The organism is Roseivirga sp. AWQ4_251, from assembly GCF_056158225.1.
The window spans coordinates 1,757,440-1,773,671 of the sequence record NZ_JBSWSW010000001.1; the positions used below are offsets into that span (position 1 = coordinate 1,757,440).

Genomic DNA, 16,232 nt, shown 5'->3' on the forward strand with positions numbered 1-16,232 from the left:
AATTAATGGAAGAAAATAGATCATCGCTCTATTCGAGCGTTTCTCAATTCATTCAAGAAAAGTCATCTTATTATGGTCAATGGGTCTTTAACAAGCCCATAGTGATCAGTCAAAATGAACACAAATCTTTGCAGAAATTGCAAAGGCTCATGTTTAAGATGATTACTCATTTTGTTAATCATTATGACGATTACTTTAATCTTATGCCTGTTTCAGACAGTGCAAAAAAGGTAATCGACATCTTTTCTCAACAACCCTACTCTCCCGGTACGTATCGTACTGACTTTGTGTATGATGAGAATCATCAAGTCAAAATTATTGAAATCACTTGTCGCTTTTCCCTCAATACAGTTTTCGAAACAGCAATTTATGATTCAATAGCAAACGCATACGCATCAAACAAACTTCAGGAATTTAGCTTTGACAGAAGCTATGATTCAATCTTCCCTTACCTCGAAAAGTTCTATGAATCTGCTGAGGAAATCATTATTCTAAAAGGTGATGACCTTAAGAATGCTTCAAGAATTTTCAAAGGCATTTTTGAAAACACAGGAATGAAAGTAACTGAAGTAAGGTATGATGAATTGCATTCATTTGAAGATCGATTAGAGAAAGCATGGTTGATCAGTGAACTTACCATTGAAGAAATCGAATCTTTATCGGAACAGATTTTATCAAAATTGGCACAGTCTAACCTAACCAATGATTTTAGAACAGCTTTGTTGATCCATGATAAGCGTTTTTTTAGTGTTCTCGGGAATGAAGATTTTCTTTCAGAAGCCTTAACAACTGAAGAAATTGAAGATTTCAAAAAGTTCTACATCCCAACTTACTCATATGGCGATGGGCCTGATTTGTGGGCTGATGCCAAAGAGCATAAAGAAAAATGGATTTTAAAACACAGGGCAAAAGGCAAAAGCAAGAGCATTTACGCGGGCTTGGTAACTTCAGAAGAAGACTGGGCCAAAGTATTTGAATCAGATGAAATCTCTGATTTTATCATCCAAGAATGGATTCCACAGAAAACCTATAAAGGAAAAATTGAAGAACAAAGTTTTGAAGATTTTGTAACAGGAACATTACTTTTCTTCAATAACCATTATTTCGGTTTAGGTCCATTTAGAACTTCTTCTTTCCCCGTTACCAACGTTGTGGACGATAGGAAAATTGGTGGTTTAGCCCTCGATGAATCCCCTGAGAACCTTAATGAAGAAGAGGTTTTGGCTTTCATTGGATAATGAAAATGAGCTTTCGGAGTCCATTTTATCTATTTGTTAACCGAACATATAAATGCATCATGAACAGGACTAAAACTGCATTAAGTTAGCTTGAGATAAATTCTGAATCTATGAGAAAACCCTTTCTATTGATTACTGCCTTGGCAATACTTCAAACCTGTTACGGTCAAGAGCCTAATAGAACTACCAGGTTTTATGAGGATATGACAATAACTCATTTACCTTACAAAGACCTACAACGACTTTCAATGGACGCAGCTGTTGCGGACTTGGATCATGATGGTGATTTGGATATTCTCATTGCTAATGAACATCGCTCCAATATTCTGTTGATTAATGATGGAACTGGCAAATTTACTAATGAAAGTGCCGCTCGCATTCCGCAAGTGAATCATGATAGCGAGGATATTGGTATCGCTGACTTTGATGGTGACGGTGACCTGGATATTATCGTTGTGAGTGAGGACGACAAGACCAACGAAATGTATTTGAATAATGGAGATGGTACATTCTCAGATGCTGGAGATCGAATTCCGGTGACAGGCACTTCAAATTCCGTGGTGGTTTTTGATATTAATCTCGATGGTGCTCCTGATATTTTAATAGGTAACAACGGTCAGAACAACATTCTGATCAATGACGGAAAGGGGTATTTTAAAGATGAGACCATCCAACGTTTTGGGGAATTTATTGATGTTACCCAGGATCTGACTTTGGCCGACATAGACAATGATGGAGACCAGGATTTGTTGATCGGAAATGAAGATGCGAATCGCATTTTGATCAACGATGGCAAAGGTTTTTTCAAAGATGAATCATCGAAAAGGCTTGTCTATAGAAACTCTCCTGAAGAAACCAGAGAAGTAGATGTAGCCGATATTGATGGTGACGGTGATTTGGACATTCTGTATGGCAATGTTCAGGCTTTCGTGGCAAATGCACCAAGACAGAACCGACTATTGCTTAATGATGGCAAGGGCTTCTTCTCTGATATAACTGATACACATTTACCAAATGATGACAATCGTTGTTTTAGTGTAGCCTTCCTAGATATTGACAATGATGGTGATATGGATATTGTAACAGGTAACACCAATGGAGATGGTTTTGGTGGAGAGACTCCTTTTAGTGTGTATTTGAATAATGGCAAAGGCATGTTTACCAATTCAGACAATATTCTTCCTGAAAGCATAAAGGGAAGAGGTTTCGATATTGACTTTGCTGACTTCAATGGAGATGGCATCAAAGACCTGTTCCTCAGTAACCGAGGCTCACAAGACTTTCTTCTTTTTGGGTTGAACAAATGAAACTTTAAACTCTCACAGGCCATAACACCAACGAGGGTAAAGAAGGGCTGCTTTAATACTTATTAACAGTGGTTTCGTCATTCTGAGGGAGAAATTTTCTCCTTACAGAAATGGTTAACCGAAAGAATCTGCCCGTTATATATGGTATATTCAATGAACAGATTCTTTCGGTCGTAAGCTTTGCCTCGCGGCAAGTTTACTACCTCAGAATGACGTTAATCTTGCTTTGGTTCGTCATTCCGAACTTGTTTCGGAATCCTATTCACTTCTAAGCTTCTGAGCTGGATTGGCAGTTGCAGCTTTTCGAGCATGATACCCGGTTGTCAGAATTGTAACCAAAATCGTACCTATAAGTACTGTAGAGAAAATCAAAATTCCCGGTGTAATATGGAATTGGAAGCTTTCAAGCCAATTCATCATAGAGATATAGCCCAATATACAAGCCGGTACAGCGGCAATTAAAATAAGAATCACAAAGTCTTTAATTAGCAAGTTGACCAAGCCACCTGTGTTTGCTCCCAGCACTTTTCTAATGCTGATTTCTTTAGAGCGTTGTTCAGCAGTGTAAGAAGCTAAACCTAATAGACCTAAACAGGCAATCAGTATGGTCATGGCTGAGAAGCCAAGGAATAGCTGTCCACGAATTTGATCTAACTCATAATTCTCCATGAACTGTTCATCCAAAAAGGTGTATTCAAATGCAGTTGTCGGGTAGGTTCTTTCCCATGCAGCTTCAATAAAGTTGATTGTTGCATTCACATCGCCCGTGATTTTCACAATGGCAGAAGGATTCAAACGGCTAGGTAAAAACATTAAGGCTGAAATTGGATCGTACAAAGACTGCTGATGGAAGTCTTTTACAACTCCAATAACTCTAGCTGATGGCAGTGAATCGTTACCAGAAAGATTGATTCTTTTACCAATCGGGTTCGTCCAATTCATTCTTCGAACCATCGCTTCATTCACCATCACCGCTAAAGAAGTATCTGATGGATAATCCAAGGAGAAGTTTCTGCCTTCTACCACTTCAATGCCAAGCGTAGTAAAGAAGTCGTAGTCAACTCTATAGTTGTCTACTCCTCTATTGTCCATTGGGCCTTCTTCAGTTTCAATATTGAAAACATTCTTGCCATAGCCATTTCCTGGGGTTGTACTTGAAGAACCTACACCAGCGATATTGGGATTTTGAAGCAATTCATTTTTCAATACATTCCATTTTTCAACATCTGCCCTACTCCTGAAATCTATTTGCATCATTTGCTCCTTATCGAAGCCCAAATCCTTGGTTCTTACATATTGCATTTGACCATAGATGACCAAAGTGCCGATTAGCATAAACATGGAAATGGCAAATTGAAGCGTTACCAATCCCTTTCTTAAAATTTTGCTTCCAGATTTTCCTTTTCCACCTTTTAGCACCGCAGCCGGTTGAAATGAAGACAAGAAAAAGGCAGGATAACTTCCGCCAATAAATCCGGTGATAAACACAACTCCAATAATGGCTAGAACTACATTGGTATTTAGAAGCGCAGAAATATCCAGAGTTGTTCCTACTAAATTGTTAATGCTCGGAACAACGGCAATAATGATGATTACACTTAATATGAGTGAGATCAAGGTAATGATGATGGACTCTGTGAGAAATTGACCAACGAGTCCCCTTCTCTGGGCACCCATTACTTTTCTTAAACCTACCTCCATAGCTCTTTTTGTTGATCGAGCGGTGGCTAAATTCATATAGTTAATGCTGGCAATAATGATCAGGAAGATAGCAATGGCTGTAAATATTCTTACGTATTGAATATCTCCTGCGGGCACAGGCTCACCTTCAAAATCAGACTTCAGGTGAATGTCTAGCAATGGAACAGGAATCATCTCCACCTTTATATTAATTGGAGAGAAAATTGGAGCTATATATTTTGAAACTGTCGAATCCAACTTTACCTGTAAGGCTTCTTTGCTCACGCCCTCATTTACGAGAACATAGGAGTTGGTTCCCCAGCTACCCCAACCAGGATCTTCTCCCTGAAAAATAGTTTTCCAAGAAATTAAAGCATCTGCAATAAGGTGAGAACTCTTTGGAACGTCTTTATAAACCCCAGTAACCTGCAAAGACATCTCTCTGTTTCCCCCGCTTTGTAAGGTTTGGCCTACTGGATTTTCGTTTTTGAAAATCTTTTTGGCCATCGATTCATTGATAACAATGGAGTTTGGTGCTTCTAATGCTGTTTTTGGGTCGCCAGAAATGAAATCGTAATCGAAAATATCGAATACCGTAGAATCGGCTGCATAGACATTTTCTTGGAAGTAGTCTACCTGATTCAAAGTGAAGCGCATTCCGCCCTGACCACTGACTTGGGATAAACGTGCCGCTTGAACAACCTCTGGGTTCTCATTTTTGATGGTCATAGCGGCTCGCCAAGTCATGCTGGCCCATCTAAATGAGTTATCTGGCTCCGTTATTTCTGTGGAAAGTCGATAAATCCGATCAGCTTTTGAATGCTGCTTGTCGAAGCTCGTTTCATGAAAAATATAAAGAAGAATAATTAAGCTAGAGGCAATACCAACCGTGAGACCTATGATATTAAGCACTGTGTAGCCTGGCTGCCTAAGTAGGCTCCGAAAAGCTACTTTGATGTAATTTTTTAGCATGTGTGTTGTTGTTTTTGATTTTGACCTTTGAAAAGTTGATCTGGTTACAATTTCATAATTAAATATAAGTAACCCATTACGTAAATTAACCTATAATTCGCTTAAAACTTGTATTCCGACACAAACAATCTTTACGCTCTTTTACTTGTCAAGTTGCTGCCTGCGAAATTAACCCTTGTTTAAAGCTGATTTTTAATGACCTAAATTCTAACTCGGGCTGACCAATTAATTATTGCTCATTGATCAGCCCTGATATTTACTTTTTATTTCCCTTCTCCCATTTGTTCTGGGCTTATTTTCTTCTTGTCTGAGTGTTTTACACCATTTGTCATCCAAAGTGGAGCTTCAGTTCCCTTTAGGTAATGATCGAAATATTGCTTCATTCGAATCTGGAAATCCTTCTGGTTCTCCTCTTTTCCTAGGTGATGTGGTTCATCAGGATAAGACAATAGAATTACCTCTTTGCCCAGTCTTCGAGCAGTTTGATAGTACTCCAAGCCTTGGTTCCAGTCAACAGCGCCATCGGCAGTACCATGCAAAATCAAGAATGGTGTGCTGATATTCTGCGCATGATGTATAGGCGACTGACTCACATAAAGATCGTAGTTTGCGTATGGGGTTGTTCCCATTCTTCCTTGAGACCACTCAATGATGGGTCCATTGAAACTACCACTGGCTTTATAAATGATATTGTACATGCTGATCAAATTGGTCAACGGTGCACCGGTTACCACACAGGCGAACATATCCGTTTGTGTTAAGATAAAGGAAGACTCATAACCACCCCAGCTATGTCCTTGTAAACCAATTCTTTCAGGGTCAGCATAACCCAAGTCAATTACCTTTTGAGCAGCGCTTGTTACATCATCTAAAGCAGAAGTTCCTGGTTTACCTTCATCATAAACAATATCCGGCATCAGCACTAAATAACCATTGCTTGCGTAGGTCGACATATGTGGTCTATCGTCATAAGTTGGCATTGAGTATTGGTTATGTCTTTGAGACATTTTCTCATAGAAATAGATCACCATTGGGTACTTTTTGCCTTGCTCATAATCAGCTGGCAAAGCTAAAGTTGCCTGAAGTTTGTTGCCTCGCTTATCTGTGTAATCCACCAAAACTCTTCTACCCCATTTATACTCCGCTTGCTGAGGATTTGCATCCGTGATTTTAATGGGGTTCTTGAAAGACAAGTCAGCTACATAAAAGTCTGGGAAATCCACAAAAGTCTCTTCTGTGAAATAAACCTTATCAGCATCCTTGGCTTTGGTTGGCCTGCCAATCATTTTGTCTTCGTAGATCAACTCTTTCGGTGCTTTCCCCATTTTCACTGAATAGTAACCAGACTTTTTGGTCCATTCGCCATAAGCCGAAAGCAACAATGTTTTGCTCAAATCATAGCCTTCTGCCTCAGGGTCTAATTGTGTCAATCTGAACCTAATCTCATTTTCATCACCAACTCCTTTAGTTAAGTTTTCAACTTTATCAGAATTGAGAGCGACAGCCCAGATGTCATACTTGTTGTTGAAAAGCACCCAGTTGCCATCTTCAGACCAGCCTGCCACACCATAAGTAGGCTTTTCAACTGGCGTGTCGAATTCCTGATTTTCGAATTTTTGACCCGTTTTGGCAGTTAGGTTAGTCGTTTTCCCACTTTTGAATTGATAACCGAAAACCTCACCATCTTTTGAATAAAGTGTCCATTGATCGTTGGGAGAAATGCCAAGCTTCCAGTAAATGTTTTCAGCTATCAACTTTTGTTCTCCAGTTTGAGTGTTGATGCTGTATATATCTGCATAATTGCCAGGCAAGCTTACATCGCCTCTATATTTGGTGTTGTTTTGACCAACAGCCCACGGGCCTTTTTGGCTATAACTTACATTTGGCATATCATCATTTTCCAATTGGAAGAACTTCTTGCCAGCGAGGTTCAATACTGAAGTTAAGGTCGATCTGCGATCTCTTCCTGCCTGAATCATTTGAACAGATTGCACGCGCTCATCTTTCCAATGCCAAACATCCACATTCGCTTTCAACTCATCCTTTTTGTCGAATTTGGCTTCCTGAGCCCTGATTCCTAAGAAAAGTTGAGAATTATCATCACTCCAAGTCAATCTGCTGTATTCACTGATCACCATATTCTCAGGAAATTGAGCATCACCTTCTGGAGCGTAAGTATTCTGTACACTGACAGATGACATTCCAGCTTCGAGTTTACTCGCCCAATAGAGACTGTTGTTTCGTTCTACTTCTTCTTCGGAAGTGCTTCCAAAAAGAGCTGCTAATTGGTCACCTTTTTCATTCCAAGTAAGTTGGCTGTATGAAAACGACCCCGTATGCAATGGCCAAGAACGGTGATTGCTCAAGTCTATCACATAAATTCCATTACCACTATCTCCATCTGCATCTACCAAATAGGCGAATAAGGAGCCAGAATCATTGAAAGCAAAACTTGAAACGTTACCGATATTCAAGGTTTGATTTCCCTTTAAATCTTTAAGAATAAGGTCGCTTCCTTTGTGTTCTGCCTTACGATCTGCAGGGTTTTTATGGATGGCCACATAAGCAGAATTATCTGAAAAATCGAAGGAGCTAACATTTTCAATATTCACCACACTGTTGTTTTCTAAGTTATATAGCTCCAAAGTGCTAGTGGTAGGTTTGTTCTGTTTCTTAAGCTTTTCGGCTTCCTTTTCAGGGAGATCCTTGAGATAGGCAACCCATTGATTGTCGTTCGAAAAGGCTACTCGTTTTCCATTGATTACGGAATGAACAGTGTCTCCATCGATTTTGCGGATAAAGAGTTTTCCATCTCCATCATTAGGTTCATAAGAATAGGTCATCCACTGGCCATTAGGAGAAATGGCTGTGTTTCTGATACTGCTCCATTGGCCGTAATCATCTAGGGTTAAGGCTTTCTTTTCTTGGGCATTGGCCTGAATGGCGAATAAGAAAAGAGCGGCTAAAAAAGTGAGTCGCTGAAACTGAGTTAAGGATTTCATAGCTAATAGTTAATTGGTAAATCTGTATTCTAGATTGGAACTCAATATACATTTAATAGCTACAGCCTCAGCACCTTTTATACTGAAGTAGTTTTAAGCGGTGTTAGTGGTGTTATTTTAGAGCAGTGTATTTCTTCTCTACCATCAACCAATAAAGTCAAATCTAATTTTATCAACCTCACTTCTCCATTGTCCATTTTGGTTATCAATTAGATTTAAATAGGGGTTTTGTATCATCAATGGCTCATAGCCTTCTTGATTCATTTTCTTTCTGTCAACTAGATATAGAAAATAATTTCCCTTTTTAATTCTGGCAATATCCATTTCATTTCGGCTCCAATAAAAGTAAGGGGTACTTTCATATGACTTAACCTCTATGAACCTGTCATGCTTTTTTGAGCGCTCAGTGTCAAAACTTGCAATATCGTATCCTTCCGCTGCTGAGTATTCAGCTACCCAGTCAACTTCCTTTTGACCCTTTAATCGTCTTTCCTCGAAATCTCGAACAAATAGCTCGGCTTCTTCTCCGTTTAGTCTTTTCTGTTCTAGAGACTTCATCAATTCTTGTACTCCGACTTTCCTTTTTCTAATTTCTGGAAGTACAATCTTATCAAAGATTTTCTTGTAACGACCATTAATAATAAACCTGTTAAACTCTCTAGTAGGGTGGTCGCTTATAACATTAAAATCGATCAACAGTTGCTTGAACGAAGCAAATTTTAGAGGAAAGGCGGAATTGTCAATTTGCAGTGTATTGTAAATAATATCCCATGAGATGTATTCTGAACAAAAAATATCATGAAAAAAATTGTCATTCTGTAAATTCAATAGGAGACGTTCTACAAAACGATCAATCATTAAATTCTCACTTCTTAATGACTCCTTAAAGCCATCATCAATTTGAACGCTTCCATTTTCCAACGTCAGAGTAAGATTCAATTTATGAAGCAGAGGGAGACAACCGTCAAATAGGATTCTACCATCTATATTCCTGTTTCTGAATCTATCTCTTATATCAGATTCGAGCCAAGTCATTTCCTCAGATTCACTTATTACTGTTAGAATTTCATAGTGGACTTTTGGAGTGCCAAGATTTTGAAATTGACTAAGTTCTTTTAGCATAATCTATCATCAGAGCCTTAATCAAATCAGTTTCATCATTATCATCTATCCGACTGAACAATGGGATATCTTCATCAATGATTGCCTCCATTCTCTCTACCTTTTGTCTAAGTCTACTATCGATCACGGAATCAATTGAGTTGATCGATATCACATAATAATAGGTAGTCAATTGATCTTCATCTAATCCAACCCTGTGTATCCTGTCTTTAGATTGAATGAAGTTCGAACAATTGTAGTCTCTTTCAAGATAGATAGCATTGTGACATCCTTTATGCAAGGAAATAGATTCTGCAACAGCAAATGGGTTGGCGATAACGACCGAGAATTCCTTATTGGTTGGATCATTAAAGGTTTCGATTATTGATTCTCTTTCACTTTGAATAGTCTCACCGATCAAAAGCCTTGAACTAATGCCATACTCTTCAAGATACTGTTGAAGTTCCTTTGCATTTTGAATGAAGATTGTCCAGATCAGTGTTTTTCCACTTTTCGCTATTATATCTTTTTCAACAATATTCCTTACTTCAATAAATTTCTGGGGTGTCTCAAATTCTGAATAATTGCAGATTTTATCGAAAAACTCAGAGTCATCAATGTACTCGTCAGAATCGTAAGTAAAAGCAATGTTTGGATCAAATTCGCCAAACTCGGGACTATCAAGCAAAGCCTCTTTTAGTGGACGAGCTAGTAGACTTGGGTTTGTTGATGCCTGTCTTAACCTAATAAGTTTAGCTCGATTCAAAACGTCTTTCACAGTTCCTCCAGAATTCTCCTTGAAAAAGTTTATGTATCTTGATTCTATGAAGTCGTATATCTCTCTTTGTCCATAGTTCATTTCAACATTTAATACATGTTCTTCTACACCGGGTAGTTTCAAATCCTCTTTTTTAATTCTAATAAAAAAGGGTGAAATATTTTCTGTGAATCTTTTTACCCTCTCATTCTCTGGCGAACTATTGTTTGTTAGATCACATAAGTTGGCATAATGAAAACCTAGTATATCTTTAAACTTAAATGGATAAATGAACTGATATAAATTATACAGATCTTCATATCCATTTGGGACTGGTGTTCCTGTCAAAATGATACGCGAAATTGCTTCCCTTGAAATTTCCACAGCACTCCTTCCCCATACCCCATCTGGATTTTTGATCCTGTGAGCTTCATCCACCACCACCATTACTTTATTTGACTTTAGGAAGTCCAAAATTTCTTGCTGAAGGCTACTTATTCCGCCATGAAAAATGAGTGTCAATTCGGCCGGATTTGAAGAATAGAGCATTTCTTCTTTTCGCTCTCTGGAAATATCCGAATTACCTGACAAACGAACACTTTTAACTTCTCTATTGAAGCATGATCTATATTCATTTTCCCAAGGAGAAAATGATGATAATGGTCCAATAACCAATAGCTTATCCACTTTCCTTGGATCATTGTCAGGCAAGTTTTTCAAGAAAGCATATGCTCCATAGACAATGGATGTTTTTCCCGCTCCAGGTACAGCAAAATTGCAAGCGTTCTGAGCAAATGCCATATGAAAGGAAGAAAGCAATTGGAGTGGGTATAATGTCCTACTAAGTTCTTTCTCTAGTACGCTTTTGAAGTTCTTGAAATCCTCTACTAGCTCAGGATTATCCTTAAATTGATCATTTCTTATTAAACTTGCTTTCTTAGAAAACTCATCAAATAATTCATCATCTCGATGATAACTCTCAACCTTTACTACAACTTCTTCCGATAAGCTTGATACTATTTGGAACTTCCTAAATGTTTGTTGAAGGTTTTGAAAAACAGAAATTTCATTAGTTGAAACAAAAGGGATTAAGATTTCATTCATATTCTTAATCGCTCCCATCCTGTTGAGTGAAAGCATCAGCCGCCTATTAGCCAATAGGCCGTTGATTTGACCTTTTATTTGATAATAATTATTACCGTCTTGTCCGACTATTTCAATATCAATTTCGGCCATTACAGATGCTTATGAATCTGATAGCATATTTGTTGAATCTTTTTAGTGCTATTTCTCACTAATTCAACTTCATTTTCGGATAATCGATCAATTTCAACTTTCTCTAAAATTTTAACCATTCTATCAAGTAGCCTTGATGGTGACTTGTGAATTTGATTGGCTTCTACCTTCTCACCTAGTTTATTCAGCAAATCCTGGGCCTCGGGGTTCCTAAAATTTTTACTATTTACATTAATTAAGTCGACCGAATCAATCGCCTTGTTCAAGAGCTTAACAGGTTCATCCTGCGACTGTCTATTTCTAAGTCGTTGGTAATGGTTATCCACATTATCTACTAGCTCCTGGCCAATAAACTCTTTCAAGTCATTGTCCCTTCCATTCAGATGCTTTTCAATGTCCTTAGTATTAAGGTCAATTGGATTTTCAGTATAACTGGCGAGAATTTCTAAATGAGTGTTAAAAAAACTACTCCACAAATCTTTATTTCCAAAAAAGTGATTTGGTCTCTGTCCTCTTCCTAAATACCTAAACTTTTCATTTTTTAATTTGATCCTGATTAAATCAAAGGCACCTGATTTGAGATCATCTACATCACTATCAGAATATCCATCGAATGGCTTTACGGAGCTTTCACCATAGAAACTTTTTAGCCAACTGGCCAAATCTCTAAACTGTTCTTCCCTATCATCCAAAGCAGTGTAAATCCCATTATATTCCGTGAAATCAAGATACTCTTCCATCACATTCATGACTTCAAGTGTGTATTCAATGTCCCGCTCACTACTAATTGTCTTATAGTTTCCTACCCACTCGTATATTTTCTTAATGGCTTCCTTATCCACTCTAATTCCATTTTTCTTATCAGTATCATTGGGAAACCTACTTTGGCCGCTCAGTTGAAGGTAAAGCCTCTGTATTTTTAAATAAATCTCAGTTGGGTTGTAATCAAGTTTCCTTTCTTCACCTAATTGATATTTTGTTTCGAATTTCTCAATTGCTATAGGATCTCCGTCAAATTCAATAGGGAGTATAACGGTTTTGAAAGTATCATATTTTGTAATTCTATTTAGTAGCATAGCCCTCCTATTACCATCTATGATAATACCGTCTTTAGTTATGATACCAACCTTTTCCTGACCATATTTATCAAGGCTGATCAATGTTTCATCATTCTTCTTAGGTTTGGAAGCATATAATAAATCTGCAATCAATTTAGAGCCTTCCATTGACTCTGCATCAATTTGTCTCTGCTGTCGTTCTATCGATTTAGTTCGACTTAATATCCTACCATTGTACTTATTGTAGATCAGAAGCTTCAACGGGATTTTATAAATATCCATTGGTTCAAGTTTGTCGTCCCATGGTATTTCAATTCTACCAATAGGCTTATGATTGTCTTGATACTCCTGAATTTTTTCAATTCTTGTCTGTTTATTCATTGTCTGTGGAGTTGGTTAAAGAGGCAATTTTATTGATTGCATATAATGCCATAATCTGCTTTTTGGGTACAATTTTCTTTTTATCAAAAATCAAAGTGCCCTTTTGTTTCAAGTTCGGTATGTCGAACTTGAATTTATCAATTTCCTTAGCAACCTCTTCTATTAATCTGGTAGGCTCAAGAAAGACTGATTCTGATTTCTGAAGCTCATACATTTTTTGAAATTCCTTTGATTTTGCAATCTTCTCAGAAAATCCATTATTAATAAACCGCACGAACTTCTCACCTTCTTCAAAGGACAGAATAACAGGCTCAACAACCTTGTAGAAACCATCTTCATAGTTTTTTGAGGGATAGCCCTCTCCATTACCGTATTGAACTGAAGTCATCCATTTGTCAGTCGGTGAATCACTGGTTACATCGTAGTTCGAAAGGGTTACCGTAATATTTCCATACTTGAAAGGATGTCTCCTAAATCTTGACCCAGGTTTTTTAACTGGAGGCTTATTAAAGGTTTTTTCTGAGAACTTATTGAGATTCGGTAATGATTTCAAATTCACATTATTCGTGAAATCTGGTAATGACATTTGATTACTTAGGAGGAGACTCTCTTTGACTGTTCGTGCCAATGCTCTGCTAACCGATATACAAACTGCATTCCCGACTAACCTGCATTTAGAAGTTTCGCTATTCGCTATAAATTGATATGTAATGGGAAAACCCATCAGGCAAGCCATTTCTCGTACAGTTGGCACTCTATACTCTCCATGACCCTTGCGATTATATTCTGATTTATAAATGATTGCCTCTCTAGAAGTACCAATATTAGTCGCAGTTAATGTCCTACTAGGTTTTTCCGGGTTTTCTGGAAAAGACATTCTACCCATATAAGGGTGGTTTTTTTTCATGAAATAAGAATTCCTCCATTGACTTTCATACAATCCAGTGTCATAAAAATGATCTGTTAAATGAGATAATGGAATACTCAAAGACGGGTTTGAAGGGTCTGAAATTCTACGAGAACTATTTTTAACATTTGGCTTAGGGAGTTTCGATTTAATAGAGCCAAGGGTTCTCGCCATAGGTAACTCTCTACCTGGCTTTATTGTATGTGATTTTGCAGGTTCAATAAACTTGTTGCGAGCAATAATCTCCCCAGTTATTGCTCTTTTTCTGGCTTGTGGGGATCCATACTCAGCTGAATTAATAATTGCACTATTTCCCTCAATAGTGATTACTACTTTATCAGGGCTATATCCATTATCTTTAGCCCAATTAAACAGGTTCAAATCCCTAAATTTGTAAGATCTGGCCAGATAATTTAAGGAATTGGTAACATTCTCCATATACCAAGCTTGAAGTATAGAACCTTCTTTGAATTTCTTAACAGCAATTATTCTTAGAAAAACCTCTGTTAGTTTAAGTCCTAGAGATTTGTCCGCCTTTCCGGATCTGTTAGAATTTGAAAAACTGATACAAGGAGGACTACCAATAATTATTTCAGAGTCTGGAATAGATTCTATTAAATCTACATCATCCCAAAATTGTAAAATATCAAATGGCTTCTCATTGAGGCCAAAATTGAAATTGAATGTATCAATTGCCGGAGACCAATAATCAAAACCTCTAATTATATTAAATCCCTCCTGTCTAAATCCCTCTGAAAAGCCACCCGCACCACAAAAAAAGTCAATTACAGATGGTGTATTAGATTGTAATGGCTTGATTTTATCGTTCATATTCACAGATTAAGTTTGATCTGGTGTTTTAAATCCTTCGATAACTTCAAGTCTATTGGTGTCAAGACTTCCAAGTTCTTACATCCAATGACAGAGAGCACCTGAAACAAAAAGGAGGCAGAAAAAGTACCTCTGCTAATTTTGCTGTTAATGCTTGACCTAGTTTCATGAATACCTATATTTTCCAGAAGCTTGATCAAGTCTTCGGTACTTACCTCTCTTTTTAAAAGCTCTGCCTTGATTAACCTTTTGGCATATCTATTCCACGTATTCATTTCTTTAAAATCTTAATTCTCAAATATGAGAATTATGAAGCATATATGAAATTAAAAATGAATTTATGAAAATTAAATTCCTAATAATTTATAATTATAGGAAAAAGATCAAACTCGCATAAACCTAAACCCCATCCTTCCGGCCTTAGAAATAATACCTATCGCCTACATGGCTTGAATGCATCTCTTTGGAGTTAGACTAAAGCTGTTTGATCCTGCTTAATTTTTAAACCCAACGAATTCGATGGAATTAAAATTAGGATTGTAAAATTTTTACCATAGTCCAAGAAATTCATTAATGCTACGAGAACACATCCAGTTTTGAAGGATATAATCAGTTCTTTAGCGTCTTGATGACGGGCAATATCGATTAATGAAATGTAATAAGAATGATTCAGGTGAATAACTCCTATCTAGTTATTCTGTACATGCATTTTTGATTCTTTGCCATTGACAGCATGATTCAATCAAAACCCCATCACTCTTCCTACTCCTCAATAACGGCCTTCTCTCCTGCTTTGCCGCTTTGTGAGTTGCCATGTTGCATGCACACTAAGTTCAGTTAAAATTCCATTTCATACCTGAAATGGAATAATTCTAAAGATACTTTATAATATCTCAAAACAAACAGGGCATTTTATAACCTAATTTTTAGATTGACGAATGGTGCGTTTTTCAAGAAAGGCCTCTTATAGGTAAAAATACCTAATGTTAAAAAAGGCGTAAAAATGACCTTGAATGGCCACTGCCAATGCCACAACTTTGAATCATGAGAAAGCAGAAAATTCATTTGGGGTGATACGATCAACTGAAGAAGTACTAGTCTCTTCGGTTGTTCATTGCTACTTTTTTAGACTTCAGTATCATTTTTAATTTTCCAGAAACTGATAGTAGCCTTTTCTCCCCTTTAGATTTCTTGCCTTGCTCTTTTGAAGAGGTCTACCATCAAGGATCCACTTCTCTAAATCATTTTTTAAACACAAAACACTTAAGAAAATGTCACAAGGATTTCAATTTAGATTTAACAATGAAACCAACCAAGCCATCAGCTTGTCAGACCCATCAAATCAAGACGATTGTATTGATGAAATCAGCGGTATAGATTCTCCTCTTGGAGCTGGAGATGAGAGTACTTATTATTATGCCGAAGTGCGCACCTTATGCGACAATGGTCTTAGGGAATTCGATTTTAATCCTACGCAAGCAACTGTTGCAGGAAGTAAAGGTTCCGTTACCCTGAATTTTGACAAATCAACCAGTGCGCAAAATCCATATGGAACGGTTTCGATTCAAAGCTACACTCCGGCTTTAGTTTCTGAGAGTAATGATCAAAAAGTAGAAATTATTCCAACACTTACTCGTTCAAACAACTCGGATAAAGAATGGGCTCAAGGTACAATTAACTTTGAACTGTCTGTAGTTCCTAAATAGAACACACTTCCAGTTTATATAAAACCCTGCTCTCCTTCATTTTTCATGGGCAGGGT

General features: G+C 37.4%; 10 protein-coding genes. 3 read left to right on the forward strand and 7 right to left on the reverse strand.

Annotation, left to right across the window (positions count from 1 at the left end; all coding sequences use genetic code 11):
* Positions 1–5: 5 nt before the first annotated feature.
* Together ACXACJ_RS07730 and ACXACJ_RS07735 are read left to right on the forward strand one after the other, a co-directional pair.
* Complete coding sequence (locus ACXACJ_RS07730; RefSeq protein ID WP_475133774.1) at positions 6–1,238, forward strand: hypothetical protein; 1,233 nt, start codon at positions 6–8, stop codon at positions 1,236–1,238.
* Positions 1,239–1,348: 110 nt separating this feature from the next.
* A complete protein-coding gene (locus tag ACXACJ_RS07735; protein ID WP_475133775.1) occupies positions 1,349–2,545 on the forward strand; it encodes an FG-GAP repeat domain-containing protein in 1,197 nt (398 codons plus the stop codon).
* A gap of 258 nt (positions 2,546–2,803) precedes the next feature.
* On the opposite strand, the gene ACXACJ_RS07740 is transcribed toward ACXACJ_RS07735, so the two are convergent.
* The 7 genes from ACXACJ_RS07740 to ACXACJ_RS07770 form a co-directional block, all read right to left on the reverse strand.
* Entirely contained in the window at positions 2,804–5,197 is a 2,394-nt protein-coding gene (locus ACXACJ_RS07740) for an ABC transporter permease (protein ID WP_475133776.1), read from the reverse strand.
* A 263-nt stretch (positions 5,198–5,460) separates the two neighbouring features.
* Positions 5,461–8,199, reverse strand: a complete 2,739-nt coding sequence (locus ACXACJ_RS07745; protein WP_475133777.1) for a S9 family peptidase — start codon at positions 8,197–8,199, stop codon at positions 5,461–5,463.
* A 144-nt stretch (positions 8,200–8,343) separates the two neighbouring features.
* Positions 8,344–9,321: a protein NO VEIN domain-containing protein gene (locus ACXACJ_RS07750; RefSeq protein ID WP_475133778.1), complete on the reverse strand. Its 978-nt coding sequence runs from the start codon at positions 9,319–9,321 to the stop codon at positions 8,344–8,346.
* Complete coding sequence (locus ACXACJ_RS07755) at positions 9,305–11,293, reverse strand: DEAD/DEAH box helicase (RefSeq protein WP_475133779.1); 1,989 nt, start codon at positions 11,291–11,293, stop codon at positions 9,305–9,307. The genes ACXACJ_RS07750 and ACXACJ_RS07755 overlap by 17 nt, the downstream gene beginning before the upstream one ends.
* Complete coding sequence (locus ACXACJ_RS07760; RefSeq protein WP_475133780.1) at positions 11,293–12,732, reverse strand: hypothetical protein; 1,440 nt, start codon at positions 12,730–12,732, stop codon at positions 11,293–11,295. The genes ACXACJ_RS07755 and ACXACJ_RS07760 overlap by 1 nt, the downstream gene beginning before the upstream one ends.
* Positions 12,725–14,470 (reverse strand): DNA cytosine methyltransferase, encoded by a 1,746-nt coding sequence (locus ACXACJ_RS07765; protein ID WP_475133781.1) that lies wholly within the window; start codon positions 14,468–14,470, stop codon positions 12,725–12,727. Before ACXACJ_RS07765 ends, ACXACJ_RS07760 begins: the two co-directional genes overlap by 8 nt.
* A gap of 2 nt (positions 14,471–14,472) precedes the next feature.
* Positions 14,473–14,745 carry a DUF6471 domain-containing protein gene (locus tag ACXACJ_RS07770; RefSeq protein ID WP_475133782.1) on the reverse strand — a complete coding sequence of 91 codons (273 nt, stop codon included), beginning with the start codon at positions 14,743–14,745 and terminating at the stop codon, positions 14,473–14,475.
* A gap of 996 nt (positions 14,746–15,741) precedes the next feature.
* On the opposite strand from ACXACJ_RS07770, the gene ACXACJ_RS07775 reads away from it, so the two are divergent.
* Positions 15,742–16,176, forward strand: coding sequence for a hypothetical protein (locus tag ACXACJ_RS07775; protein ID WP_475133783.1), 435 nt, complete (start codon positions 15,742–15,744; stop codon positions 16,174–16,176).
* The last annotated feature ends 56 nt before the right edge of the window (positions 16,177–16,232 follow it).